This window comes from Klebsiella sp. K5-45 (genome assembly GCF_030128605.1).
Classification (GTDB): domain Bacteria; phylum Pseudomonadota; class Gammaproteobacteria; order Enterobacterales; family Enterobacteriaceae; genus Klebsiella; species Klebsiella quasipneumoniae.
The window spans coordinates 1-26585 of the sequence record NZ_JAKUZW010000008.1 but is presented as its reverse complement, the minus strand read 5'-3'; the positions used below and the strand labels follow the sequence as shown (position 1 = coordinate 26585).

Sequence of the window (26585 nt, the reverse complement as noted above, 5' to 3'; positions counted from 1 at the left end):
GATGGCGTTCACGATGTGATAGCTTTTATTTATCACTGACACGCTACAGGCCTTAACGCTCTTAACCTGCCACAGCCTGATGGATTACAGTAGATGTCATTTTCTTGCGTCTGATAAACAACGGTTATCACCAAAAGCATGGCCTTTCAGATCAAATTTCATCAAATTCGCGCCTTCGTCGAGGTGGCCCGGGAAGGGAGTATTCGCGGCGCCAGCCGCTCGCTGGCGATCTCGCAGCCGGCCCTGACCAAAGCGATTAAAGAGCTCGAGGAGGGGCTTTCCGCTCAGTTGTTCGTCCGCCGCCGCCAGGGGGTGGCGCTGACTGACAATGGCGAAAGTTTTTATCAACATGCGAGCCTGATCCTTGAGGAGCTGCGGGCGGCGCAGGATGAACTGCTGCAGCGTCAGGGAGAGCAGGCCGGGCAGATCAATATTGGCCTTGGCGCCAGCGTCGCCCGGTCGCTGATGCCGTCGGTGATCTGCCGCTTTCATCAGCAGCATCCTCAGGTGAAGGTGCGGATCATGGAGGGCCAGCTGCTGGCGATGATCAATGAGCTGCGCCAGGGAGAGCTGGATTTCACCATCAATACCTACTATCCCGGGCCATACGACCATGAGTTCAGCTTTGAAAAACTGTTTGAGAAACCGTTCGCGGTGTTCGCTCGCGTGGGGCATCCGGCGGCGCAGGCCACCTCGCTGGTGGAGCTGATGGATCACCACTGGACCATGCCGACGCCGCGCGGCAGCTACTTTAAACAGCTGCAGGACAGGTTTAATCAGGCCGGGCTGGCGCCAAAGGTGAATATTGTGTGCGAGACCTTCTCGTCGTGCATCAGCCTGGTGGTGAAAAGCGATTTTCTCAGTATCCTGCCGGTGGAGCTCGGCAACGATCCGCTGATGGCGGACAAGCTGATGATGATCCCCGTCCGCGAAGCGTTGCCGACGGCGGCCTATTTTCTGATCCAGCGGCGCGACACCCGACAGACGCCGCTAACGGCGTCATTAATCACCCTGTTTCGCCGCCAGAGTCGACAATGGTTTCCTTAACCGCCCGTCGCGCTCACTTTGCCAGCAGACGGGGCTAAACGCATTGAGGGGGGAGCGCGAGGCGGCTATAGTAGCTGGCGACAGCCGCTGGAGGAGAGCCCATGAACCTTGATGACAAATCCCTGTTTCTTGACGCCATGGAAGATGTCCAGCCCCTGAAACGTAACAATGACGTGCACTGGCATCCCGGGCGCAACAGTCGCGCCCCGCAGCGCGTCGACACCCTGCAACTGGATAATTTTCTCACTACCGGCTATCTCGATATCGTACCGCTCGCCACGCCGCTGGAGTTTAAGCGCGAAGGGCTGCAGAGCGGCGTGCTGGATAAGCTGCGGCGGGGGAAATACGGCCAGCAGGCGAGCCTCTCCCTGCTGCGCCAGCCGGTGGAGCAGTGCCGGCAGATGCTCTTCGCCTTTATGGTGCAGGCGCAGAAAGAGGGGTTACGCAATGTGCTGATCGTTCACGGCAAAGGCCGCGACGATCAGTCCCACGCCAATATCATCCGCAGCTATCTGGCGCGCTGGCTGGAAGAGTTGCCGGAGGTGCAGGCCTTCTGCGCCGCGCTTCCGCACCACGGCGGCAGCGGCGCCTGCTATGTCGCGCTGCGTAAATCGGCCGAAGCGAAGCAGGAGACCTGGGAGCAGCACGCCAAGCGCAGCCGTTAGCGCATCAGCAGCGTCAGCTCGCGGGCGGCTTTTTGCAGCTCCGGCAGCACGCGGTCGATCATTTCGCGGGCCGACATCTGGCCCGCATGCACCCCGACGTTCAGCGCCGCCTGCACCTGACCCTGGGCGTTAAACAGCGGTACCGCGAGGGAGCGCAGGCCCATCTCCAGCTCCTGATCGTTGAGGGCATACCCCTGTTGATGCACCCGTTTCAGCTCGGCGCGCAGCTTCGCCACCGAGTCCACCGTCTGCGGGGTATAGCGGATCATGGTTACCCTGGCCAGCATATCGTTGAGCTTCTCCTCTGGCTGATGGCTGAGCAGCACCCGGCCCATCGAGGTCGCCCACGCCGGAAGGCGGCTGCCGATATCGAGGTCGATGGTCATGATCCGCGAGCTGGAGGCGCGGGCGATATACAGAATATCGTCGCCATCGAGGGTGGCGATGGAGCAGGACTCGTTGAGCATTTCGCTCAGATGCCGCAGCACCGGCTGCGCCGAACGCGCCAGCGGCGTCGAGGCCAGCCAGGCGTGACCGAGGGCCAGGATCCGCGGCCGTAGCTGAAAGTTTTTACCGTCTTCGGCATAGACGAACCCCAGCTTGCTCAGGGTATACAGGCAGCGGCGCACCGCGGCGCGCGGAATACCGGTCTTCTGACTGATCTGTGAGATAGACAGCAGGGGCCGCTGCGGCGTGAATGCCTGAATGACCTCCAGGCCGCGCGCCAGCGAGGCCATAAAGTTAGGATCGCCCTTAAACGGATCGCCGTCGCCGGTCAGTAAATCGTCTGGATGCTTATCCATTTCTGTTCCCCATATTTGCCATCGATCACATTCTTTCGCTAAAGATAACCGATGTTCGATTATCGCACCATATTTCGATTATCGCCCTTGACCGACATCGTTAAGCGGGTCACATTTTGTGCGAACAACGAATAAAAGTGCGATTACCGCACACCAATGGAGCGACCTGATGATTGATAAAAGCGTATCGACGCTGAGCGAGGCCATCGCCGGGATCCACGACGGGGCGACTATTATGATCGGTGGCTTTGGTCCTGCCGGCCAGCCGACCTTTCTGATTGACGCCCTGATTGACCAGGGCGCCCGCGACCTGACCATCATTAACAACAACGCCGGCAACGGAGAAGTGGGGCTCGCGGCGCTGCTGAAGGCTGGCCGGGTGCGCAAAATGATCTGCTCCTTCCCGCGCCAGGTCGATTCACAGATTTTTGATGACCTCTATCGCCGCGGCAAAGTGGAGCTGGAGCTGGTGCCGCAGGGCAACCTCGCGGCGCGGATCCAGGCCGCCGGCGCCGGGCTGGGCGCGGTCTTTACCCCCACCGGCTACGGCACGCCGCTGGCGGAAGGGAAGGAGACACGGGAAATCGACGGCCGCCACTATGTGCTGGAGTATCCGATCAAAGCCGATTTCGCGCTGATTAAAGCTCACCAGGGCGACCGTTGGGGCAACCTGGTGTATCGCAAGGCGGCACGCAACTTTGGCCCGATTATGGCGACGGCGGCGAAAACCACCATCGTTGAAGTCTCGCAGCTGGTGTCGCTGGGCGACCTCGACCCTGAACACATTATCACCCCCGGCATTTTCGTCCAGCGCCTCTTCTCGCTGGAAAACCTGACTGCCGCACAACGTGCCTGAGGAGCCCGAGATGCAAAAACTGACCCGTGACGAAATGGCCCAGCGCGTGGCCCGCGATATTCCCGAAGGCGCTTACGTTAACCTCGGCATTGGCCTGCCGACCCGGATTGCCAATTACCTGCCTGCCGACAAAGAGGTGTTCCTGCATAGCGAGAACGGTCTGCTGGGCATGGGGCCGAAACCGCTGCCTGGCGAAGAAGATCCGGAGCTGATCAATGCCGGAAAAGAGTACGTCACCCTCCTGCAGGGCGGCTGCTATTTCCACCATGGCGACTCCTTTGCCATGATGCGCGGCGGCCATCTCGATATCTGCGTGTTGGGGGCCTATCAGGTCTCCGCCAGCGGCGATCTCGCCAACTGGAGCACCGGCGCGCCGGACGCTATCCCGGCGGTCGGCGGGGCGATGGATCTGGCCATCGGCGCTCGCCAGGTGTTTGTGATGATGGACCATCTGACCCGCGACGGCGAGTGCAAGCTGGTGGAACAGTGCAGCTACCCGCTGACCGGCGTCGGCTGCGTGAGCCGGCTCTATACCGACCTGGCGGTGATCGACATTACCGACCGCGGCCCGGTGGTGCGGGAAATCTTTAACGGTCTCTCTTTTGAAGAGCTGCAGCGCATCACTCCGGTGACGCTGACCTTTGAACAACTGGCGGAAAGCGCGTAAGGAACCTATGATGAATCAGGCATTTATCTGTGATGCGGTGCGTACACCCTTTGGCCGTTTTGGTGGTACTCTGGCGACGATGCGCGCCGACGACCTCGCGGCGCTGCCGCTGAAAGCGCTGCTGGAGCGTAACCCGGGCCTGGATCCCTCGCGCATTGATGATGTGATTCTGGGCTGCGCCAACCAGGCCGGGGAAGACAACCGCAACGTGGCGCGCATGGCGCTGCTGCTAGCCGGGCTGCCGGAGAGCGTGCCCGGTAGCACCATCAACCGCCTGTGCGGCTCCAGCCTCGACGCGATCGGCGTCGCGGCGCGGGCGATTAAAAGCGGTGAAACGCAGCTGATGATCGCCGGCGGGGTGGAGAGCATGTCCCGGGCGCCGTTTGTGATGGGTAAAGCGGAGAGCGCCTTTAGCCGCAACATGCAGATGGAAGATACCACCATCGGCTGGCGCTTTATTAACCCGCAGATGAAAGCCTTGTACGGTGTCCATTCCATGCCGGAGACGGCGGAAAACGTCGCCGATGAGTTTGCCATTTCCCGCGCCGATCAGGACGCGTTCGCCTTGCGCAGTCAACTGCGCGCCGCCGCGGCCCAGGAGGCAGGACGTTTCGCCGATGAGCTGATCGCCGTCCAGGTGCCGCAGCGCAAAGGCGAGCCGCTGCGGTTTAGCCGCGATGAACACCCGCGCAGCACCTCGCTGGAGGCGCTGGCTAAACTGCGCGGCGTGGTGCGCGCCGACGGCAGCGTCACCGCCGGGAATGCCTCCGGCGTTAACGATGGCGCCTGCGCGCTGCTGCTGGCCAGCGAAACCGCGCTGGCGGCCAACGATCTTCAACCGCTGGCCCGGGTGGTCGGCGTGGCGACGGCGGGAGTGGCGCCGCGCATTATGGGCTTTGGCCCGGCGCCGGCGGTGCGGAAGGTGCTGGCGCAGACCGGCCTGACGTTAGCCCAGATGGACGTGATTGAGCTGAATGAAGCCTTCGCCGCCCAGGCGCTGGCGGTGACCCGCGATTTGGGCTTACCGGACGATGCCGCCCATGTGAACCCCAACGGCGGGGCGATTGCCCTGGGGCATCCGCTCGGCGCCTCCGGCGGCCGCCTGGCGATGACCGCGGCTTACCAGCTGAAACGGACCGGCGGCCGCTACGCGCTGTGCACCATGTGCATCGGCGTCGGGCAGGGGATCGCCCTGATTATTGAACGTGTTTAAGGAGCCAGAATGAGTTTGTTGACCCCGATGTTGCGCAGCAGTCCGCTGACCGACTGGTTCAGCGACGCGCAGCGGGTGCAGGGCATGCTGGATTTTGAAGCGGCGCTGGCCCAGACGCAAGCCGCCTGCGGCATGGTGCCGACGGCGGCGGTCGGGCCGATTGTCGCCGCCTGCCGCCACGAGGCGATCGATTTTACCGCCCTCGGCGAGGCGGCGGTGGGGGCGGGAAATCTGGCGATCCCGCTGGTGAAACAGCTGACCGCCCAGGTAAAAGCGCGCGATCCGGACGCCGCGCGCTACGTTCACTGGGGCGCCACCAGTCAGGACGCCATCGACACAGGTCTGGTGCTCCAGCTGCGCGGGGCGCTGGATGCCGCAGAGCGACTCCTTGAACGGCTGTTGGCGGCCCTCGCCGGGCAGGCGGATCGTTATCGCGATACCGTGATGCCGGGCCGAACCTGGATGCAGCACGCGCTGCCGGTGACCTTTGGTCTGAAGCTGGCGGGTACCCTCGACGCGCTCCTGCGCTGGCAGCAGCGGCTGCGCGAGATGCGTCCGCGTCTGCTGGTGCTGCAGTTCGGCGGCGCCGCGGGGACCCTGGACGCGCTAAAAGAGAAAGGGCCGGCGGTTGGCCAGGCGCTGGCGCAGAATCTCGGTCTGACGCTGCCGGACACCCCGTGGCACAGCCAGCGCGATCGGCTGCTGGAGGCGGGCGCCTGGTTCGCCGGGGTCTGCGGCACCCTGGGGAAATTCGCTAACGACTTCTCCCTGCTGATGCAGACCGAAGTGGCTGAGGTGGGCGAGCCGGTAGCGGAAGGGCGCGGCGGCTCGTCGACGATGCCGCATAAGCGCAATCCGGTGGCCTGCGCGGCGATCCTGACCGCCGCCCAGCGCACGCCGGGGCTGATGGCGACCCTCTACGCCTGCCAGATTCAGCAGCACGAACGGGCGCTGGGCGGCTGGCAGGCGGAGTGGGAGACCCTGCCGGAGCTGATTACCCTGGTGGGCGGGGCGCTGGCGCAAAGCGAGGCGCTGGTGCGCGACATGCAGGTCTTCCCGCAGAAGATGCGCGCCGACCTCGATATTACCCACGGGCTGATTATGGCTGAGGCGGTGACCCTGGCGCTGGCGGAATTCATCGGCAAAGCCGAGGCGCATCATCATATTGAGGCGCTGTGCCGTCAGGCGCTGGACCGCCTCTGTCCGCTGGTCGATCTGCTCGCGGCGGATCCGCAGGTCAGCCAGTATCTCTCCCGCGAACGTTTAACCACGCTGCTGGACCCGGCAACGGCGACCGGCAGCGCCGAACGCTTTGTGCGCCAGGTGCTGGCGCGTTATCAGGAGCAACATGATGAATCTTGATTATCAACTCGACGGACCGGAAGGTGCGCCGGTTATCGTTCTCTCCAACTCGCTGGGCACCACCCGGGCGATGTGGCAGCCGCAGATTGAGGCGCTAACCGCCCATTTCCGGGTGCTGCGCTACGACACCCACGGCCACGGTAAAACGACGAAAAATGGCAAAGTGACCCTCGCCCAGCTGGGGGAAGATGTAATTGCGCTGCTCGATCATCTGAATATCGACCGGGCCTGGTTCTGCGGGATTTCGATGGGCGGTCTGACCGGTCTGTGGCTGGGCCGCTTTGCGCCAGAGCGTTTTTATGGTCTGGCCGTCGCCAACACCGCGGCGCGCATCGGCGATCAGGCCAGCTGGCTGTCGCGGGCGCGGGCGGTACGCCAGGAAGGAATGGCGGTGGTGGCCGCCGGGGCGGCGGACCGCTGGTTCACCCACGCGTTTCGCCAGAAGGCGCCGGAGGTGGTGGAGGCCCTGTGTCACCAGCTAACCCATACCGACGCCGAAGGCTATGCCGCCTGCTGTGAGGCGCTGGCCGCCGCCGACCTGCGGGGCGAAGTGGGGCAGATCCCGCTGCCGACGTTAATCATCGCCGGGGAAAGTGACCCTGTCACCACGGTCGCTGACGCCAATTTTCTGCAGCAGCAGATCCCCGCTTCCCAGGTGGTGGTTCTGCCGGCATCGCATCTGTCAAACATTGAGGCGGCGAAAAGCTTTACTTCAGCGCTGCTGAGCTTTTTCCAGGGAGAACGCCATGGAGGATAAACAGCGCTACCAGGACGGAATGGCGGTGCGGCGCAAAGTGTTGGGCGACGCCCACGTCGACCGTACCCTGCAGCATCTGACGCCGTTGAATGACGAGTTTCAGGACTTTATCACCCGCTACGCCTGGGGTGAGACGTGGACGCGTCCGGGGCTCGACCACCACACCCGCAGCATGATCACCATTGCCATGCTGATCGCTCTCAATCGCGAGGCGGAGCTGAAGATGCATCTACGCGCGTCGTTTAACAACGGGGTGACCCGCGATGAGCTGAAAGAGCTGATCATGCACTCTGCGCTGTATTGCGGGCTGCCGGCGGCCAATGCCACGATGCATCTGGCGCAGCAGGTGTTTGACGACATCGACGCCGGGCGGGGTTAAGTCGTCGTCCGAGTCGGATTGCCCGGCAGTTGTTGTAGGCCGGGTAAGGCGTAGCCGCCACCCGGCGAAATAACGGCACAACCGGAAATGTCCCTGTTCGCACTATGTTTGGCAGGGCCACAACGTTTGGCAGGGCTACAACTTCTATGTTAATTCCGGGCAGATTGCGCTCCCGGTTGATCTTCTGCGTTATGTCTCTTATGGCGCAGGGAGCGCACAGGGGGCGGCCAGTCGCCGCCGCCCCCTGTACCCCCGGGCTCCGGCCAGCAAAATCGCCACTGCGTGGTGCCTTCGACTTATCCCTGCAGGCATCGGGTCGGGCCGAGGCAACGTCCCTGCAAAACACGGCCCTCAGCCCGCATCCATGCGGGCTGCCCCGGCCTTCCGGGAACGTCTCAGCGATGTTGAGGCCGCCAGCATCGGCAGTTTCAGCAACAATGGTGAATAAATTAACGGCAGGTCGTACGTACGTAGGCCGGGTAAGGCGCAGCCGCCACCCGGCATAATGGCGGGTACGGCGCCGATAGATTGCGCAGCGGCGCAGCGCTTGCCGGGCCTGCGAGGTGTAAGCCTGTGAGAGGATCCTGTAGGCCGGGTAAGGCGCAGCCGCCACCCGGCGACATTCCCGATACGTTAACCCTTATTTCTCAGGCTCCTGCGGCGCGACAGCCGGGGCGGCGTACCAGGCTTCCTGCGGCACCACCACTGCAGCTCGGGGCTGCATCACATAGTTCGGCGACATAATCTGCACCCCGAATTCGTTAAACACATCAATAATGCTGCTGTGTAACGCGTTACGGCCATCTGGCAGCTTCGTCGCGGGTAATAAGCGCACCTGCAGCTCATACGAGGTGTACCAGTCGAGCAACCCCAGCTTACGCACCACCGGCGCAATTTGCTGATCGACCCCGGGGGTGCGTCTCGCCGCCAGCTCCAGCAGCGCATGAACCTGGCGCCAGGGCGTATCGTACCCGATGGTGACGCTGGTAGTGAGATTGAACCCGCCGTCGCTGCTCTCGGCGCTGAGATTGACAATCTTGCCGCTCACCACCACCGCGTTCGGTACCGTCACGATGTAATTCTCACGGGTGAGGATCTTGGTCGCCAGCACGCCAATCTCGCTGACCTGTCCCTCATTGTCAGCGAGGCGGATCCAGTCGCCTTTACGCAGCGCCCTGGAGTAGATTAGCACCAGGCCGCTCATCGCATGGTTCATTACCCCGGTCGAGCCGAGGGTCAGCATCAGGCCGAAGAACACACTGATGCCCTTGAAGGCAAGGGAGTTGGCGCCGGGAAGAAACGGGTAGGCGGCGGAGAGGGCGAACAGCCAGATGACCACCGAGATAAGCCGACGGGTAGCGCTCACGGTCTCCGGATGAATGCCGGGAACCTGAATGCGGCCGGCGGCGACCTGGTCGAGAACCACCTTCACCAGGCGAATGATGAGCCAGGTAATGAGAAAAATAAGCACCACGATCATCAGCCCCGGCAGGGAAGCGACAATCGACAGCGAGATATCGCGGATCACCCCCAGCGACCAGTCACCCAGCGATTCACTCCATACGCGCGTCCAGGGAAACAGACTGAAGGCCCAGCTCAGCCAGATGTAACAGGCCAGGACACCGACGAAGATCGCCAGCGCGGCATACAATCGGACCTCGATATTGCCGAGAAAGCGCCGCCAGTGCTGGGGAATAGCGCTGCGCTTTTCGAGGATCCGCAGCTGGAAAAAGCGCCGTACCCGCCGCCAGGTGCGGAAGGCGCCGTAGTAAAACAGCGCCAGCAGCAGCGCCCCGGCGAGGGCCTTACCGGCGGAGATCAACAGATAGCGTTGATTGAACTGTTCCTGCAGGCCGGTGCGCTGGGCTTCCATCCGCGCCAGCACCCGCTGGGCCGCCTGGTCGAGGGTTAAATCATCACCTTCGTCGAGATCCGCCTGGCTCAACAGCAGCACCGGTTTGCCGTTCATCAGAAACAGCCGTCCTGGCTGACCATAGCGAATAACCGGCACGATCCGCAGTGGCTGGCGAATATCATCCTCGGTAAATGCGCGCAGGGCGCTGCGGGTGCGCAGCACGCGCTCTTCTGGCGTCGTCTGGCCAAAGGTCGCCTGCAACATCACTACCGGCTGGTGGAAAATATATACCGTGCGCGCCTTTTCGCGAGCGGTTGGCTGCTGCCGAGGCTCTGCGGCCAGCGCCGGCTGTAACGCCAGCAGCGCCAGTACCCAGAGGATAACCACGCTTATCCTGTTCATAGAAGCACCTGAGAAAGAGAATTATTGTTATTTTTCAGCAAGCAAGGGAGGACTTGTAGTTGAGCATAGCCTGGCAGGAAGTGAATTCAAGCTGGCGCGGCGCGGGCATAAAAAAAGCCGTCACCTGAACGGCGACGGCCTGCTGTTAGCGCCAGAAGGGGGTGTTAGCCGTGCTGTTTACAGCCAGCGCACTGCTTGTTCTGGATCTGCTGGAAGAAATCGTTGCCTTTATCGTCGACGAGAATAAACGCCGGGAAATCTTCCACTTCGATTTTCCAGATAGCCTCCATCCCCAGTTCCGGGTAGGCCACGCACTCGAGGCTCTTGATGCTCTGTTGCGCCAGCACCGCCGCCGGGCCGCCGATGCTGCCGAGGTAGAAGCCGCCGTGTTGGTGGCAGGCGTCGGTGACCTGCTGGCTGCGGTTGCCTTTCGCCAGCATCACCATGCTCGCGCCGTGGGACTGCAGCAGATCGACGTAAGAGTCCATGCGGCCAGCGGTGGTCGGGCCGAGGGAGCCGGAGGCGTAACCGGCAGGCGTTTTGGCCGGGCCGGCGTAGTAGATCGGATGATCTTTCACGTACTGCGGCAGTTCCTCGCCGTTGTCGAGCAGCTCTTTCAGCTTAGCGTGCGCGATATCGCGGGCGACGATAATGGTGCCGTTGAGGCTCAGGCGGGTGGAAACCGGATGGGCAGATAGTTGCGCCAGGATCTCGCTCATCGGCTGATTCAGGTTGATGCTGACCACCTTGCCTTCGCCCTGCTGACGCAGATGCTCAGGGATATATTTCCCCGGATTGCTCTCCAGCTTCTCAATCCAGATGCCGTCGCGGTTGATTTTGGCTTTGATGTTGCGGTCGGCGGAGCAGGAGACGCCCATGCCGATCGGACAGGAGGCGCCGTGGCGCGGCAGGCGGATCACCCGGATATCGTGGGCGAAGTATTTGCCGCCAAACTGCGCGCCGAGGCCGAGGTTTTGCGCTTCCTGCAGCAGTTCCTGTTCAAGCTGCACATCGCGGAACGCCTGACCGTGCTCGTTGCCTTCGGTCGGCAGGCCATCGTAGTAGCGGGTAGAGGCCAGCTTGACGGTCTTCAGCGTTGCTTCCGCCGAAGTCCCGCCGATGACAAAGGCGATGTGGTACGGCGGGCAGGCGGCGGTACCGAGGGTGCGCATCTTCTCGACCAGATAGTTTTTCAGCTTCGTCGGGGTGATCAGCGCTTTGGTTTCCTGATAGAGATAGGTTTTATTGGCGGAACCGCCGCCTTTCGCCATGCACAGGAATTTATATTCGTCGCCGTCTACGCTGTAGAGATCGATCTGCGCCGGCAGGTTGGTGCCGGTGTTGACCTCTTTATACATATCCAGCGGGGCGTTCTGGGAGTAGCGCAGGTTATCTTCGGTATAGGTGTTGTACACGCCCTGCGCCAGGGCGGCTTCGTCGCCGCCGCCGGTCCAGACGCGCTGGCCTTTTTTACCCATGATGATGGCGGTGCCGGTGTCCTGACAGGTGGGCAGGACGCCTTTGGCGGCGATTTCCGAGTTGCGCAGGAACTGCAGGGAGACATACTTATCGTTATCGCTGGCCTCCGGGTCGAGCAGAATCGAGGCCACCTGCTGCTGATGGGAGACGCGCAGCATAAAGGCGGCATCGTGGAAGGCCTGTTGCGCCAGCAGGGTCAGCGCCTGCGGTTCCACTTTCAGCACTTCCTGGCCGTCAAACTCGGCGACGGAGACGTGCTCTTTGCTGAGCAGATAGTATTCGGTATCGTCGTGCGCCAGCGGGAATGGATCCTGATAAACAAACGGTTTAGTCGACATAATCACTTACTCCATAAAGATAAAAACCGCCGGGGTGCTCCCGGCGGTTATGAATCAGAACATCATGGACATCCACGGATAGCCAATCAGCAGCAGAGCGGCCAGGAAGATGGCGCCAAAGATGGTGCCGAGGCGCCAGTAATCTTTGGTCGGCAGATAGCCGCTGCCGTAGTAGATCGGGCTCGGGCCGGTACCGTACGGGGTGATGATCCCCATTACGCCCAGCGAGGTCACCATCAGCAGAACGAACACTTCCATATTCATTCCCGGAATGGTGGCGGCGATGGTCAGCATGGCCGGCAGCAGCGCGGTAGTGTGCGCGGTGGTGCTGGCAAACAGATAGTGCAGCAGGTAGAACGCCAGCAGCAGGACGATGGTCGCCATTCCCGGGGAGATACCGCTCATCAGCGCGCCGCCCTCTTTACCCAGCCAGGCGATAAAGCCGGTGGAGGAGAGGCCGTCGGCCAGCGCCACCAGGGTGGCGAACCAGACAAAGGTGTTCCACGCCGCTTTATTGTTGGTGATATCGCTCCAGGAGAGCACGCCGGTCCACAGCATCAGCACGATAACCAGCAGGGCGGCCAGGGCCGGTTCAATCCAGTCGGCGGCGAAGATCCACATCATCAGCGCGAAGCAGACGAACACCAGCAGCAGGATCTCATTGCGCGACAGTTTGCCCAGTTTTTCCAGTTCACGAGCGGCCCACAGCGGCACTTCGTTATTGACTTTCACTTCCGGCGGGTAGAACCAGTAGGCCAGCAGCGGCATGGTCAGGATCAGCAGTACGCCAAGCGGCAGGAAGGCGATGAACCAGGTGCCCCAGGAGATATTGATACCGACGATGCTTTTTACCAACGCCAGCGCCAGCAGGTTCGGCGCCAGTGCCGACAGGAACATCGAGCTGGTGATACAGGCGGCGGTGATCGCTACCCACATCAGATAGGAACCGATTTTACGCGCGCTCGGATCGTTTGGTTTTGAACCGTACAGCGGCGGCAGGTTGGCGATAATTGGGTAAATGGTGCCCCCGCTGCGCGCCGTATTCGACGGCGTAAACGGCGCCAGCAGCAGATCCGCGAAGGTGATGGCGTAGCCCAGCGTCAGGCTGCGACGGCCGAGATATTTCACCAGAATCAGCGCCAGGCGGCGGCCGAACTGGGTTTTATCGTAGCCGGCGGCGAACATAAAGGCGCCGAAGATAAGCCACACGGTGGAGTTGCCGAAGCCGCTCACCGCCCACTTAAAGGAGGCGCCTGCCATTTTGAAGCCGGGTGCGGCCATCTGTTCCGGGCTGAACAGCAGCCACTGACTGCACAGGGCGATGACCACCACGCCGGTGATGCCGATAACGGCGCCAGGCAGTGGTTCAAAAATCAACCCGACGATCACCCCGACGAAGATAGCGAAGTAGTGCCAGGCGTACGGCGGCAGGCCGTCCGGGACCGGGACGAAGAGTAACAGCACAGCAACGATAATCGGCAGCGCCATCATCAGGAGACGTTTTTTATTCGCAGTCGTTGGATTGACTGCACCGGCAGGCGGTATGGTTGTCTTTTTCTCTTTCATAATGAGTATCTGCAAGTTGTTGAAAATAACGTTTCCGCCAGCGATGCGCTCAGTGATTTCTTTAATTACAAAAATTACTTTAGTTTTTATTTTGCGTTTCTGAGTATCGTCTTGGCGATTATTTAACGCGGTTTGATGGGCGTTAAATTAAATTTGTTGGTTATTTATATATTGCGCTTTCAATGGTCGTTGCAATTGATCGAGATCAAGAAAAGCAGGTGATTTCACTATTTTTTTTATTTTCGATATAACCCTATCTGATGAGGTGTTATTTTGGCGAAAATATCGATAAATGTTAAAATAAAAATGTACAATTAATGCTGTTTTTACTCGACACATGCCTATGTCTATGAAATAAAAACAAATAATCTTGATGGTTGGTCGCTTTGAATGTTAACGAAAGTATCTAAAATGTTATCCTTTATTTGTATTATGTAAATGCTATTTATTATTTTAATAATATAATAGGGGTAGCGATGTTATTGCTGGGGTTAAATAGTTTTATAACTAACGTAATTGATTTAGTAACTAAAAAAGTCGCTATATTATTAGCATGACAACAGGAATTAAAAAACCACAACCATTAATGATTCCGTCACCCCATTCTGAATTTTTAATATTTCAAAATCTGGAGCGTAACTTATGACCAGTAACGAACGTATTTTGCAGCCATTTACTTTACCAAATGGTACGGAGCTGAAAAACCGTTTGCTGATGGCGCCGATGACCACCTGCACCGGTTATTTCGACGGGACTGTCACCAGCGAGCTGGTGGAGTACTACCGCGCCCGCGCCGGCAGTATCGGCACCATTATTGTTGAGTGCTGCTTTATTGATGACTACGGTCTGGCCTTCCCGGGCGCTATCGGTATCGATAACGATGAAAAAATCGCCGGTCTGGCGAAAATCGCCGAAGCAATTAAAGCGGAAGGTTCGAAAGCGATTCTGCAGATCTATCACGGCGGCCGCATGGTCGACCCGCAGCTGATTGGCGGACGTCAGCCCGTGGCGCCGAGCGCCATCGCCGCCCCGCGTGAGGGCGCCGCGATGCCGCGGGCGCTGAGCGGAGAAGAAGTGGAGGGGATGATCGCCAAGTTTGGCGAGGGCGTCCGCCGCGCTATCCTTGCCGGCTTCGATGGGGTCGAAATTCACGGCGCCAACACCTACCTTATTCAGCAGTTCTATTCGCCAAACTCCAACCAGCGCGACGACGAATGGGGCGGTAGCCGCGACAATCGCGCCCGCTTCCCGCTGGCGGTTCTCGACATCACCCATAAAATGGCCCGCCAGTACGCTGACGATGCCTTTATCATCGGCTACCGCTTCTCGCCAGAAGAGATGGAGGTCCCGGGGATCCGCTTCGATGACACCATGTATCTGCTGGAAAAACTGGCCGCTCGCGGCGTCGATTATCTGCACTTCTCGGTGGGCGCGACCCTGCGTCCCTCTATCGTCGATACCAGCGACCCGACGCCGCTGATCGAGAAATACTGCGCCATGCGCTCTGACACTCTGGCTCAGGTGCCGGTGATGGGCGTCGGCGGGGTGGTTAACGTTGCCGATGCCGAGCTGGGCCTCGATCACGGCTATGACCTGATCGCTGTGGGGCGCGCCTGCATCGCCTATCCTGACTGGGCGGCTCGTATCGCCGCGGGTGAAGAGCTGGAGCTGTTTATCGACAGCACCCAGCGCGAAGCGCTGCACATTCCGGAACCGCTGTGGCGCTTCTCGCTGGTGGAAGCGATGATCCGCGACATGAGCATGGGCGACGCTAAATTTAAGCCGGGGATGTTTGTTGAAACCGTTCAGGATGACGCCAATGAACTGGTGATCAACGTCAGCCTCGAAAATGACCATATCGCCGATATCGAACTGGCGGCGAGCCCGGTGCAGACCGTGGAGTTCACCACCAGCTTCGAAGAGATCCGCGAACGTATTCTCACCGCCAATACCCCGCACGTCGACGCCATTTCCGGGGCCACCAGCCAGAGCGAGGCGGTGAAAAAAGCGGTCGCCAAAGCGATGCTGAAATCGAGCAAAGCGCTGGCGGCGGAAGAGGGCGGCAATGACGCCGCGCCGAAAAGCTATGATGTGGTGGTCGTCGGCAGCGGCGGCGCCGGCCTGGCGGCCGCCATTCAGGCTCACGACGAAGGCGCCAGCGTGCTGATCGTCGAGAAAATGCCGACCATTGGCGGGAACACCATCAAGGCTTCCGCCGGGATGAACGCCGCGGAGACCCGCTTCCAGCGCGTGAAAGGCATTCAGGACAGCAAAGAGCTGTTCTATCAGGAAACCCTGAGGGGCGGGCACAATAAAAACAATCCGCAGTTGCTGCGCCGCTTTGTGGAGAATGCCCCGCAAGCCATTGAATGGCTGGCGGACCGCGGCATTATGCTCAATGATATCACCACCACCGGCGGGATGAGCATTGACCGCACCCACCGTCCGCGCGACGGGTCAGCGGTCGGCGGCTATCTGATTAGCGGCCTGGTGCGCAACATCACCAAACGCGGCATCGACGTCCTGCTGGATACCTCGGTGGAAGAGATCCTGATGAGCGGCGATGAAGTCAGCGGTGTGCGTCTGATCAACGACGAAAACGAGATCGTAGAGGTCCAGACTAAAAGCATTGTGGTGGCCACCGGCGGCTTCAGCGCCAACAGCGCGATGGTGGTGAAGTATCGTCCTGACCTCGAAGGCTTCGTCACCACCAACCACAAAGGGGCCACCGGGAGCGGTATCGCGCTGCTGGAGCGCATTGGCGCCGGTACCGTGGATATGGGCGAAATTCAAATCCACCCGACCGTTGAACAGCAGACCTCCTATCTGATTTCCGAGTCGATTCGCGGCGGCGGGGCGATCCTCGTCAACCAGCAGGGTAACCGCTTCTTCAACGAAATGGAGACCCGCGATAAAGTCTCCGCGGCGATTATCGCCCTACCGGAACACTATGCGTACATCGTCTTTGACGAACATGTGCGGGCGAAAAACAAAGCCGCCGATGAGTACATCGCCAAAGGCTTCGTCACCAGCGCCAGCTCGCCGCGTGAACTGGCGGATAAACTGGGGATGGATTACCATGCCTTCCTCGCCACCCTCGAGTGCTACAACGGGGCGGTGGAAAAACAGCATGATGAACAGTTTGGCCGTACCACCGCGCTGCGCGCGCCGATTAACGAAGGTCCGTTCCATGCCATCCGTATCGCCCCGGGGGTGCACCACACCATGGGCGGCGTGACCATTAACACCGATGGCGAAGTGCTGGACGTTGCCCGGCAGCCGATCCGCGGCGCCTACGCCGCCGGTGAGGTGGTTGGCGGGATCCACGGCGGCAACCGTATCGGTGGTAACGCGGTGGCGGATATCATCATCTTCGGCACCCTCGCGGGTCGCCAGGCGGCGAAACGCGCCAGAGGATAAGACGTAATTGCTGATGCCGGGCTGGCGCTCTCGCCGCCCGGCTTATCCCTTCTAAGGAGAGCCCGATGTCTGATAACCGCGTCTATAGCTACTCCACCGTTCTGATGGGTTCTCCCATCCTGCTCAAACTCTGCTCCCATAATGAGGCGCTGGCCTCCCGCGTATTTCAGTTAATCAAACGCTACGAAGATCTGCTTACCGTTAACCGCGCCGAGTCGCAGGTAATGGATATCAACCACGCCGCCGGACGTCACCCGGTGACGGTCAGCCGCCCGGTCTTTCAGCTCATTCAGTGCGCCAAAGCCGCCAGCATGGTGCGCGACAGCGCCTTTAACCTCGCGATTGGGCCGCTGGTGAAGCTGTGGCGAATTGGCTTTCAGGGACACAGCGTGCCTGACGCCGGCGAAATCAGGGCCCGGCTGGCGCTGACCCGCCCGCAAGAGGTGATCCTGGATGAGGCAACCTGCAGCGTGTTTCTTCAGCAGCCGGGGATGGAGCTGGATCTTGGGGCGATCGCCAAAGGCTATATCGCTGACCGGGTGCGTGATTATCTCCGTCAGCAGCAGGTGGAAAAGGCGCTGATCAACCTCGGCGGCAACGTGCATACCCTTGGCGAATGGGCCATTGGCCTGAAAAAACCGTTTGCCGATGCGCAGGCGCTGATCGGCTCTCTGACGGTTAACGGACAGTCGGTAGTCACATCGGGCACCTACGAACGTTATTTCGAGCAAGATGGCAAGCGCTGGCACCATATTCTCGACCCGCGCAGCGGTTACCCGCTGGATAACGAACTCGACAGCGTCACGGTGATTTCCACTGATTCTTTAGACGGCGATATCTGGACCACGCTGCTGTTCGGCCTCGGCGTCGAGAAAGGCTGCGCAGCGCTGCGTCAACGGCAGGATATCGACGCGATTTTCGTCACCAAAAATCGCGACATTATACTTTCATCGCCGCAGCGATTGCGCTTTGCGCCGCTGGACAGCGGCTACCGCGTTATTGACTGTACTGCTTAAGCAAACTGTACTGTTCGGCCACCAGCCGGTAGCGATAGACCGGCCGCCCGGTGGCGCCGTAGTGGATAGTGGTATAGAGAATATTGATCTGCGCCAGCCAGATCAGATACTTACGGCAGGAAACGCGGGAGATATTCACCGCCGCCGCCAGCTCATCGGTAGAGAATTCAACGTCCGGGTGGGCGTCAATCCACTGGCACAGCGTGCGCAGGGTTTGCGCGGTAAGCCCCTTGGGCAGCTTGCGCGCGTCGCTGGCCTCCGGCGTGCCGCCGTGCAGCAGGCGGTCAACGTCGGCCTGCTCGTAATAGGGTTGGCCGGTTATCAGCTTGCGCTTCTCCCGCCAGGTAGTGAGCGCCTCTTCAAAACGGGGAAACTGGAAGGGTTTGATCAGGTAATCGACTACCCCGTAATGCATGGCGGTCTGCACCGTGGCGGCATCCGCCGCTGAGGTGATCATGATGACGTCGATGGCGCGCCCCGATTGACGGATAGTCGGCAGCAGATCGAGCCCGCTGTCCTGCTGCATATAGACATCCAGGAGCACCAGATCGATCTCCTGTTGCGGATCGTTAATCATCTCCTGGGCTTGACTGAGCGTCGAAGCGCTCCCGCTGCAACGAAAGCCGGGAACCCTTGCCACGTACAGGCGATTCAGTTCGGCCACCATGGCATCATCGTCAACAATCAACACATTTATCACGCACGTTTCCTTTTACTATCCCAGGGGAGATGAACAAAAAATTGAGTAAATACGCCGGGTTCCGACTCGACGGCGAGGGTGCCGCCCAGCTCGCGTAATTGCTGGTTGGCGAGAAACAGCCCGACGCCGCGATTCTCCCCTTTGGTGGAGAAACCTTTGTTAAAGATAGCGTCGATGTTGTTTTCCGGGATCCCCGGCCCGTCGTCGCTCACTTCACCGCTTAGCCAGCCGTCCTGATAGTGCAGCAGCAGGCCGATCTCGCCCTCCGCCTGACCGTTCATGGCATCCAGCGCGTTCTCAATAAGGTTGCCCAGCACCGTCACCAGCACGGTGACCTGCTTCTCATTCGGGCAATCCGGCACCAGGCTCTCATCCGCCAGCTTAAGGGTAAAGCCGCACTCGGTGGCGCGCTGCATTTTACTTATCAGAAAGCCGGCGACCACCGGGGATTTTATGCGGTGCTGAATATCGCCGATGTCCGCCTGGTAGCGATGGGCGGTCTGCAGCACGTACTCCTCGAGTTTGCCATAGCTTTTCATATTCAGCAGGCCGAGGATCACGTGCAGTTTATTCATAAATTCATGGGAGGTGGTGCGCAGGGCATCGACATAGCTCATCATACCGTCCAGCCGCTGCAGCAGCTGGCTGACTTCGGTCTTATCGCGGAAGGTACAGATGGCGCCGACCACGGCCTCCTGGCTGCGGATAGGCACCGTGTTGCTGATTAGCAACAGGCCATTGCATCCCAGCTCGCGGTCGTACATCGGCTCGCCGCTGTGCAAAACCGTCTGCAGGTCAGCGAGCAGCGGGGTATGAGCGAGCGTCTTGTCCGGCCCGGAAAAGAGGATCTCGCGCGCCGCCGGGTTGATCAGGTTAACCTCACCATGGGCATCGACGGCCACCACCCCCTCCTTGAGGGCGTGAAGCATGGCCTGACGCTGCTGAAACTGAGTGGAGATTTCGTGCGGCTCCAGTCCCAGCAGGACGCGCTTCAGGCCGCGCACCAGGCTCCAGGTGCCGAGGGCGCAGACCAGCGCGCTGAACAGGATGGTCAGCAGCACGTCCCAGCGGCTGTTGGCGATCTGCTCGTCCACTTTACTCAGCGAAATGCCGACCACCACCACGCCAATCTGCTGATGCTGATCGTTGAACACCGGGGTAAACACCCGCAGCGCCGGGGCCAGCACGCCGTGGTTAATGGCCACGTTCTCTTTTCCCTGCAGCGTCGGCTGGATATCGTGGCCGATGAAGGGTTTGCCAATAATTGAGCTGTCCGGATGCGAATAGCGAATACCCTGCATATCGGTGACGATAGCGTACAGCAGGTCGTTGCGCCGGGTGATGGCCTGCGCCAGCGGCTGAATAATTTGCTGCTGCGGCGGCGCCTCCAGTCCGCGCTTCACCTCCGGCATATCGGCCATGGTGCGCGCCACCGCCAGCGCGGTCTCTTTCAGACCATCGCGAGTGGCATTGCTGATCTGCATATACCACAGGGCATAGACCAGCAGCAGCACGGCGCCGATCACGCTGCCGATCATCAAGGAGACGGCGGTGCTCAGCTTTAACGGTAAGGCGCGTTGACGAACGCGAGGCGGGTGCTCTGATGCCTTCATGACGATCCCGGATAGAGTCAGTAAACGATTATTATCGCTGATAGCGTGGCATTCATAAAGCCGTGTAATCAAAGCAAAAGGCCGCTTTTGCAACGGTAGCCTCGTCCCGTCCACGATAAACTCTCGCTTTTCGCCACAGGCTTAAGGCAGACATGATGGAACTGGCATCTCTGGTCCGGGATATTCTCCGGCAACAGCACGTTGAACAACTGGCGCAGCATCGTGAAAAGGACCATGAAGCGGAAGCAGAGTGGGAGATCGCGCGCTGGCGACATCGCAGCGGGGTGGTGATCCATTATCCATCACACTACCTCATGGGTACGCATGAAGAACCGGATTCATTCATTAACTCATTGTTAATTATGAAGAAGAAAGAAATGTTTTTTGCATTGCTTTTCTACTGTTTTTCGGCGTTGCAGCTAAGTGTGTATTGCAATGTGTATTGCAGAATGAGGTTTTATGGCTGGCGAGAACAAGTTAAGCGACAAGGCGCTAAAAGCCTTACATGGTAAACCGCAGTCGCGTCAAAAGATGTTGGCCGATGGTCGGGGACTGTCTGCCAGAGTGAGCAAGACTGGCACTGTAAGCTTTGTTTATTTCTTTAGACATTCTGGCCGACAAAGTGCTCCTGTCTGGATGACGTTAGGCAAGTATCCAGATATGACACTTAAACAGGCCAGGGAGAAAAGGGATGAGTGCCGGGCATGGCTATCACAGGGACTGGATCCACGGATAGAGAACAAACTCACCAAAGAGCGTCTGTTCACTCCTGTGACGGTAAAGAACGCTGTCGATTACTGGTTTGATAATTATGCCAGGGAAAAACGCAAGGAGACGGTGCGTATCTATCGTCGTTATGAGAGATACATCTTCCCCTACACTGGGGATTTTCCTGTCGAGAAATGCAGTCTGTCAGACTGGATAAGATGCTTTGATCGCGTGAAGAAAATCGCGCCGGTTCAGTCTGCAGCGATGCTGATTGAGTTAAAGCAGATCTTTAGATACTGCCGGGTGCGCCAGTATGTGCGATGTAATGTGCTGGATGACTTGAGCCCCGGTGATATTGGCAAGTATCAAAACAAGAGAGAACGGTTACTAGAAGAAAGCTATGTTGCCGATCTGTGGGGTGTTTACTTTCATGGTAAGGGCAAAACCCGTGTTATGAATTACAAGAAGCGGATGGCTATCTTGTGCCTTGTATTTGGATGCAGGCTCAGTGAGGCACGTCTATCCACATGGGACGAATGGGACTTCGAAAAATGGCTTTGGACGGTGCCAAAAGAGCACAGTAAAAACGGCGAAGAGATTCTCCGGCCGGTGCCTCAGAAAATGCGGCAGTGGATCGTAAACCTGCACGAAGAGACTAAAAGGCGTAGGTATATTCTCGGGGAACTGAAATCTGATTCAACCGTCAGCGCGATGGGATGCACAAACTTTGTATCTCTAAAACATGAAAAACGGTGGTCATTACATGACCTGAGACGAACGTTCTCAACAAGCCTCAACGACATGGGAGTTGATTTTTATGTTGTTGAGCAGCTGTTGGGACACATCATAAAGGGGGTGGCCGGAATCTATAACCGCAGCAAGTATATCCCCCAGAAACAAGAAGCGCTGGACCGATGGGTTGATTACCTTGATGGGCTGGTGGGTGAAGAAAATACAGTCAAAGTGATTAAGAAAAGGAGCGCCTGATATGGCTATGTTATCCGTTGTAAAAAAAGAAGATCTCCAGTATATGCCTGAGCTTGACCGAATGATTCGTGAACCTGAATGCCGCGCTATGACCACGCTGTCTAACTCAACGCGCTGGCGCATGGAACAGGAAGGAAAATTTCCAAAGCGCATCAAAATTGGGCCGTCAGCAGTTGCCTACCGACTCTCAGAGGTACAAGCTTGGATTCGAGGTGAATGGCTCTAATAAATATGATTAATGCGGAAAATAAACCGCATTAATCATTTGGTGGCTTCGGAGTAAATCACAAATTATTTTGTTTTACATATCATGGTAGTCGATTGAAGAATATAATTCCTTGGAATGAGTTCCTCGAAGTGGTCGTCCTTTTGAAATACATGAACCATATTTGGAAATAATTTATAGTCAACAGGATGGATAGCGTTTGGATTATGATACATATATATGGCTGTACACCATAGTTCTTGATAGTTAGGATCGCTTACATCGGCTGAAAAAGGGTATGGATTTGCATCCTGATCCGTTTTAACACCATTGACGAATACTTTGAATCCACTCGCCTCTACACCAGCAAGAATACCCATGCGGTTAAATTTTGGTACTGTTGCTTGAGTGGTGAGTAGAACGGCAGAAATATAATTATTTTGCTCTGCGCCAAAAAAATTTGACTTGATGCTTCTATTTTCATCTGTATGTCTTTCAATCGGAGAGCCTGATTCAATATCAATCCCATACAAATAGCTATGTAGAGCTTCGTTTGAAAAGGCCATAGACATTTTTTTAGAATAATCTTGCATCGCAATGATAAATGGTTTGTTTTTGGTATGATTGAGTTCCCAATAATGAACTTTCTCTGGTTCAGGGCAATGTCGGACTTTTTTTAATAAACTTCTTGCAAATTTGAATGGCATGACTTTTAGAACATGTGTTCTTATTTCGTCCATTTGCTCATCGTTAAAAGCTCTTTTTTCAAGAGGATCTTCTGTTTCTGCAATGCTTACAGCCTCTACAGCTATTTCTTTACCGAATTTAGATAGTAGAAAGTCTGGCTGATTGTATTCTCGACTCATCTCAAAATCGAGTTCATAAAAAACAGCATTTAAATATAGCTCGAATAGTCTTGAGTTAAACGCGTCACTTTGAAAGTCTCGTATAAATATGCCATCAGGATCTTTAAACCAGTATGCAAGCTCCTCAAGTACAATATATGCTGGATAATGAAGTGGATCTTCGAGGAGCATTTTTATATAAATATTCCTTTTTTTCTCTGGGACTTTGCTTAAGAATAATGAAAAAGGTTTTGTTGACTCATCACCTTGCATGAACGCACCGTTGTGGTGCTGTGCCAGCATTTTTGGTATGCAATTATTTAGATCGTTAAGCAAGTCATCCATTGATTCAAAAGAAGCTAAGACATTTATAGCTCTGAATTTTTTATCTAAATCCCTTCCCAGTACTATTGCGTTAAAATCCTTGTCAATATTGCACAATATTATTGTGGATAATAGTGTTATGCCATTTTCTTCATATTTAAACCAGCGTATTTCACTAGAGAATGTTTTCAGGTATGGTGAGCGGCCATAAAAATACATATCAAACTGTTCTTTATTAATCTCTATGAATTGAAAGTTATCAACCATATTAGCTCCCGTTTTTGTAATAGGTTAACCTTTAGGTGTTATTCCATTTTTCCGCAATTCAGCCCTAACTAATTCTTTAATCCAGTTTCCTAAACTTACTCCTTCTCGCTCTGCAGCTTCGTTCATTTGCTGACGGAGTTCAGGATTAATTCTTATCTGAAAGGTCGGGGACCATCCTTCACCTTTGGGAGTTTTGTCTCTTTTAATTGTTGACATGTACGTACGTAACCTCCTAATATTTGCTTATTACGTACGTACGTTATCACGGGGTACGTAAAAAAAGCAACGCCCCGGAAGTGCTTGGACCCACTGCCGAGGCGTCTAACCAAACCGTTAACTGGAGTAACGACTATGGCTGGAACACAGCATACCCAAACTCGCCCAGAATTTACATGGCTATTCCTTGCAACACCTAAGCATCATCCGGATAGCACTCCCATAGTGATGCGCATTGATGCAGATAGTGAAGCCGCTGCACGCGCTGCACTGCCCGGTTGGATTTTAATTTTTTGCAGCGAAAATCAGGACTGAAAGCCCTTATACGTTTACGTGGACGGATGCAAATCGAGCAAGTCTCTGGTCAATTATGGGAGGAGAAATCAGCCTTCCTCTGGGGGCTCGAAATGACTAAGTCACAACTGCGCTATGTAGCTGATCTAAAAAACCTTGAAGAGCATGAAGAGGAATTGCGTCTTGCATCGCTTAGCGCTGCCCAAGCAAAGATCGTGGCGACTATGCTGGTGTGTTATCCCAATGCAATGGAGGACGGCGAAATCACCGCGCTTGGACAGCTGTTTGAGTCTTTGGCCTCTAATCTGGATAGCTTCTTAAAAGCAGAGTGCGAGCGTTTTGAAAGTTGTTCGGAGGTTCAGTCATGATCAGCAACGTCAAATTCAATGAACTGGAAAAACGCTTTGATCTGCTAGTGGAGAAAGTCAACGTTCTTGAAGAAAAAGTAAGAGCGCTGACTGATAGTCAGGGCGGTGAAATCCCTCCCGGTATGACTCCTGTTGCTACGCTGGCGGCTGAGTATGGCATTTCTACCAAAAAAGCGAAGGAGCTGGCGAAAATTACGGGCGTTATGTTGGTTAAGCTGAAATCAGGTGGCTTTATTGTGCCTGATGAGAAATTCAGGGAAGCGGCCCGACTGGTTCTCCGTAGCGCAAAACGAAAATACGGTTCGGCCTACTGGTTTCATCCGCTGATAGGCAAATTCCAAATGAGCGGAGGGATCCCGAAATGACAGATGCAGTAATGACAGTTGAGACGGTATCGGACGCTTTGTTTAGCTGTTCATACCTGTGGGCGCATGGCCGGAACTACAACCGTACGGATCTGGAAAAGGCAATCAACCAGCACAAAGACCCGACAACGCGCTATGGCAAGTTGGCGGTACGCTTAAAACAAATTGCGGAAATGCCATATGAGGCTCTGTGTGATGCCGGCTATATCGATACTGATCGTAAACAGATGATAATCGCCCGTCGTTCTGTGCTGGTGGATGAAATCGGTGAAGAGGAAATGAATCTCTGGCTGGCCGACACCCAGCTCATACAGCGCGTATTCCCGGATGCCACCGTTGATAAAAAACGCTCAAAGCTACCACTTACACGCGGTTCAGAGGGCTATAACATCCGTCAGGACTATGTGATTAAACATATACTCCCGGCACAGTCACTGTGCAGCATTTACGGCCCCAGCGGTTCGTATAAAAGCTTTTTGGCTGTTTCATGGGCATGCCATATTGCAGCTGGCGCTTCATGGTCTGGTAAGAAGGTCGAACGTGGCGCTGTGCTTTACGTGGTTGGTGAGGGCGGTGTAGGTGTTCCACGTAGGATCAAAGCATGGGAACAGGTGCATGGCCAAGAGGTTGATAACCTCTGGCTTGTTAACCGTCCCGTCTTCCCGGTGCGTGAATCTGAGGTGTCCGAAGTCATTCTGGCAGCCAGGCAGATTACAGCGGAGTGTGATATGCCTGTGCGGTTGGTGGTTATTGACACTCTGGCGCGTTGCTTTGGTGGTAATGACGAAAATGATGCTCGCGATATGGGGGCATTTATTGAAGGTTGTGACGTTATCAAGCAGAAAACAGGCGCCACGGTGCTGGTGGTTCACCACTCCGGCAAAGATGAGGCTAAGGGAGCGCGTGGTTCCAGTTCGTTCCGGGCTGCGCTTGACGCTGAGTTTAATGTGAAGCGAGAAGGACAAGGGCAGGCCCTTATCCTGTCATGCACCAAGATGAAGGATGCCGAGGAACCAGAACGTAAAGCCTATGACCTTCGCACCACCGAACTGTTCACAGATGAAGACGGGGAAATGGTGTGTTCGCTGGTAGTTCATGATGCGCCTCGTGAGGCTAAGGAGGTTGATCCTGAACTTGCAGGCGTTGAGAAACTTACCGATAACCATATGGCCCTGTGGCAAGCAATTAGAAGCAGGATAGCGCGAGGGGAACCCTGTAACAGAGCGGTCATTCGTGATGATCTGAAAGCCACTGGCATTAACACCAAACATTTTACTCGCTGGCTTCAGAAACTGATTGATGATGGTCTGGTTATTCAGGACGCCGATTTGCTGACAGTTAAATCGCTGAGATAAGTGGGTAACTAAGTGGGGCGCTGGTGGGGAAGGCGGGGAGCAATACCCCTAATTCCCCACTTTGCGCCCATATACACGGACCAAGTGGGGAAAATTGCTTAAACCAGCGTCATTACTGGCCTTAAGGCCATTTTTATAAAATGGTAGTGGGGAGGTAGTGGGGAGCCGTTTTAGTGGGGAGTAGGTGGGAATACTGTTGCTAGAAATTAAGTAACCTTAAAAAATTTACCAAAAAATTCCAAGCTTTCAGGATGTAAGTGTTGGGTAGGGAAGTTCGTTCGCATAGAACGACCAATTTTTATTGTATTTTTTTTAGTCTTTCCGAAAAAGAAATTTTTCCAGGTTAAAATACTACCATGATTGTATTTATTGTCTTGTAATCGTTTTGACCTGCTCCCCGTTGATTAGTACACCCCGATGTTAGTAATGTCTTCATAAGCCACATGAGGACATCCCCATGAAGAAGCGTTTTTCCGACGAACAGATCATCAGTATTCTCCGCGAAGCCGAAGC

At 56.6% G+C, this 26585-nt stretch carries 25 protein-coding genes; 17 read left to right on the top strand and 8 right to left on the bottom strand.

What is annotated here, in order from left to right; genetic code table 11:
• Positions 1-138: 138 nt before the first annotated feature.
• Positions 139-1047, top strand: coding sequence for a LysR family transcriptional regulator (locus tag MKS11_RS17415; protein WP_043523122.1), 909 nt, complete (start codon positions 139-141; stop codon positions 1045-1047).
• Between the two features lie 101 nt (positions 1048-1148).
• The gene (smrA, locus tag MKS11_RS17410) at positions 1149-1712 is read left to right on the top strand and encodes a DNA endonuclease SmrA (protein ID WP_004887017.1); all 564 of its coding nucleotides are present in this window, start codon (positions 1149-1151) and stop codon (positions 1710-1712) included.
• Here smrA and MKS11_RS17405 read toward each other — a convergent pair.
• Entirely contained in the window at positions 1709-2515 is an 807-nt protein-coding gene (locus tag MKS11_RS17405; protein ID WP_004887014.1) for an IclR family transcriptional regulator C-terminal domain-containing protein, read from the bottom strand. The genes smrA and MKS11_RS17405 overlap by 4 nt on opposite strands.
• 169 nt (positions 2516-2684) lie before the next feature.
• On the opposite strand from MKS11_RS17405, the gene MKS11_RS17400 reads away from it, so the two are divergent.
• The 6 genes from MKS11_RS17400 to pcaC are packed head-to-tail and all read left to right on the top strand — an operon-like array spanning position 2685 to position 7749.
• Entirely contained in the window at positions 2685-3371 is a 687-nt protein-coding gene (locus tag MKS11_RS17400; protein WP_004887011.1) for a 3-oxoacid CoA-transferase subunit A, read from the top strand.
• 10 nt (positions 3372-3381) lie between these two features.
• Positions 3382-4038: a 3-oxoacid CoA-transferase subunit B gene (locus MKS11_RS17395; protein ID WP_064177882.1), complete on the top strand. Its 657-nt coding sequence runs from the start codon at positions 3382-3384 to the stop codon at positions 4036-4038.
• 10 nt (positions 4039-4048) lie between these two features.
• Entirely contained in the window at positions 4049-5251 is a 1203-nt protein-coding gene (pcaF, locus tag MKS11_RS17390) for a 3-oxoadipyl-CoA thiolase (RefSeq protein WP_004887005.1), read from the top strand.
• Between the two features lie 9 nt (positions 5252-5260).
• Complete coding sequence (locus MKS11_RS17385; protein WP_284109633.1) at positions 5261-6613, top strand: 3-carboxy-cis,cis-muconate cycloisomerase; 1353 nt, start codon at positions 5261-5263, stop codon at positions 6611-6613.
• Positions 6603-7370, top strand: coding sequence for a 3-oxoadipate enol-lactonase (gene pcaD, locus MKS11_RS17380; RefSeq protein WP_004887001.1), 768 nt, complete (start codon positions 6603-6605; stop codon positions 7368-7370). Before MKS11_RS17385 ends, pcaD begins: the two co-directional genes overlap by 11 nt.
• The gene (gene pcaC / locus MKS11_RS17375; protein WP_004886998.1) at positions 7360-7749 is read left to right on the top strand and encodes a 4-carboxymuconolactone decarboxylase; all 390 of its coding nucleotides are present in this window, start codon (positions 7360-7362) and stop codon (positions 7747-7749) included. Before pcaD ends, pcaC begins: the two co-directional genes overlap by 11 nt.
• Before the next feature lie 640 nt (positions 7750-8389).
• Here the strand turns inward: pcaC and MKS11_RS17370 are convergent.
• The 3 genes from MKS11_RS17370 to MKS11_RS17360 form a co-directional block, all read right to left on the bottom strand.
• Positions 8390-10006, bottom strand: coding sequence for a mechanosensitive ion channel family protein (locus MKS11_RS17370; RefSeq protein WP_131091203.1), 1617 nt, complete (start codon positions 10004-10006; stop codon positions 8390-8392).
• Between the two features lie 164 nt (positions 10007-10170).
• A complete protein-coding gene (gene fumA, locus MKS11_RS17365; RefSeq protein WP_284109632.1) occupies positions 10171-11823 on the bottom strand; it encodes a class I fumarate hydratase FumA in 1653 nt (550 codons plus the stop codon).
• Between the two features lie 54 nt (positions 11824-11877).
• Positions 11878-13389 carry an anion permease gene (locus tag MKS11_RS17360; RefSeq protein WP_049092623.1) on the bottom strand — a complete coding sequence of 504 codons (1512 nt, stop codon included), beginning with the start codon at positions 13387-13389 and terminating at the stop codon, positions 11878-11880.
• Positions 13390-14031: 642 nt separating this feature from the next.
• On the opposite strand from MKS11_RS17360, the gene MKS11_RS17355 reads away from it, so the two are divergent.
• Complete coding sequence (locus tag MKS11_RS17355) at positions 14032-16809, top strand: flavocytochrome c (protein ID WP_004206081.1); 2778 nt, start codon at positions 14032-14034, stop codon at positions 16807-16809.
• A 65-nt stretch (positions 16810-16874) separates the two neighbouring features.
• On the top strand, positions 16875-17825 hold the full coding sequence (locus tag MKS11_RS17350; protein WP_049116437.1) for an FAD:protein FMN transferase: 951 nt from the start codon (positions 16875-16877) through the stop codon (positions 17823-17825).
• On the opposite strand, the gene dcuR is transcribed toward MKS11_RS17350, so the two are convergent.
• Together dcuR and MKS11_RS17340 are read right to left on the bottom strand one after the other, a co-directional pair.
• Positions 17806-18525: a two-component system response regulator DcuR gene (gene dcuR / locus MKS11_RS17345; RefSeq protein ID WP_017900307.1), complete on the bottom strand. Its 720-nt coding sequence runs from the start codon at positions 18523-18525 to the stop codon at positions 17806-17808. The genes MKS11_RS17350 and dcuR overlap by 20 nt on opposite strands.
• Positions 18522-20138 carry a sensor histidine kinase gene (locus MKS11_RS17340; protein ID WP_087770979.1) on the bottom strand — a complete coding sequence of 539 codons (1617 nt, stop codon included), beginning with the start codon at positions 20136-20138 and terminating at the stop codon, positions 18522-18524. The genes dcuR and MKS11_RS17340 overlap by 4 nt, the downstream gene beginning before the upstream one ends.
• A gap of 152 nt (positions 20139-20290) precedes the next feature.
• Between MKS11_RS17340 and MKS11_RS17335 the strand changes: the two genes are divergently transcribed.
• Genes MKS11_RS17335 through MKS11_RS17325 form a run of 3 tightly spaced genes read left to right on the top strand, consistent with a single transcriptional unit; the run spans position 20291 to position 22059 of the window.
• Positions 20291-20650, top strand: a complete 360-nt coding sequence (locus tag MKS11_RS17335; protein WP_165474156.1) for a hypothetical protein — start codon at positions 20291-20293, stop codon at positions 20648-20650.
• On the top strand, positions 20598-21833 hold the full coding sequence (locus MKS11_RS17330) for a site-specific integrase (protein ID WP_087770977.1): 1236 nt from the start codon (positions 20598-20600) through the stop codon (positions 21831-21833). The genes MKS11_RS17335 and MKS11_RS17330 overlap by 53 nt, the downstream gene beginning before the upstream one ends.
• Position 21834: 1 nt before the next feature.
• Entirely contained in the window at positions 21835-22059 is a 225-nt protein-coding gene (locus MKS11_RS17325; protein ID WP_014883653.1) for an AlpA family transcriptional regulator, read from the top strand.
• Between the two features lie 65 nt (positions 22060-22124).
• On the opposite strand, the gene MKS11_RS17320 is transcribed toward MKS11_RS17325, so the two are convergent.
• Together MKS11_RS17320 and MKS11_RS17315 are read right to left on the bottom strand one after the other, a co-directional pair.
• Positions 22125-23474, bottom strand: coding sequence for a hypothetical protein (locus tag MKS11_RS17320; protein WP_087770976.1), 1350 nt, complete (start codon positions 23472-23474; stop codon positions 22125-22127).
• A gap of 24 nt (positions 23475-23498) precedes the next feature.
• Entirely contained in the window at positions 23499-23690 is a 192-nt protein-coding gene (locus MKS11_RS17315; RefSeq protein ID WP_080870849.1) for a YlcI/YnfO family protein, read from the bottom strand.
• Between the two features lie 135 nt (positions 23691-23825).
• Here MKS11_RS17315 and MKS11_RS17310 point away from each other — a divergent pair, with 135 nt between their 5' ends.
• Genes MKS11_RS17310 through MKS11_RS17295 form a run of 4 tightly spaced genes read left to right on the top strand, consistent with a single transcriptional unit; the run spans position 23826 to position 26072 of the window.
• The gene (locus MKS11_RS17310) at positions 23826-24005 is read left to right on the top strand and encodes a host cell division inhibitor Icd-like protein (RefSeq protein WP_227523467.1); all 180 of its coding nucleotides are present in this window, start codon (positions 23826-23828) and stop codon (positions 24003-24005) included.
• Positions 24006-24031: 26 nt separating this feature from the next.
• A complete protein-coding gene (locus MKS11_RS17305) occupies positions 24032-24352 on the top strand; it encodes a hypothetical protein (RefSeq protein WP_032743296.1) in 321 nt (106 codons plus the stop codon).
• Positions 24349-24717, top strand: coding sequence for a hypothetical protein (locus MKS11_RS17300; RefSeq protein ID WP_087770975.1), 369 nt, complete (start codon positions 24349-24351; stop codon positions 24715-24717). Before MKS11_RS17305 ends, MKS11_RS17300 begins: the two co-directional genes overlap by 4 nt.
• Positions 24714-26072 (top strand): helicase RepA family protein, encoded by a 1359-nt coding sequence (locus MKS11_RS17295; protein WP_254911804.1) that lies wholly within the window; start codon positions 24714-24716, stop codon positions 26070-26072. The genes MKS11_RS17300 and MKS11_RS17295 overlap by 4 nt, the downstream gene beginning before the upstream one ends.
• Positions 26073-26585 lie beyond the last annotated feature (513 nt).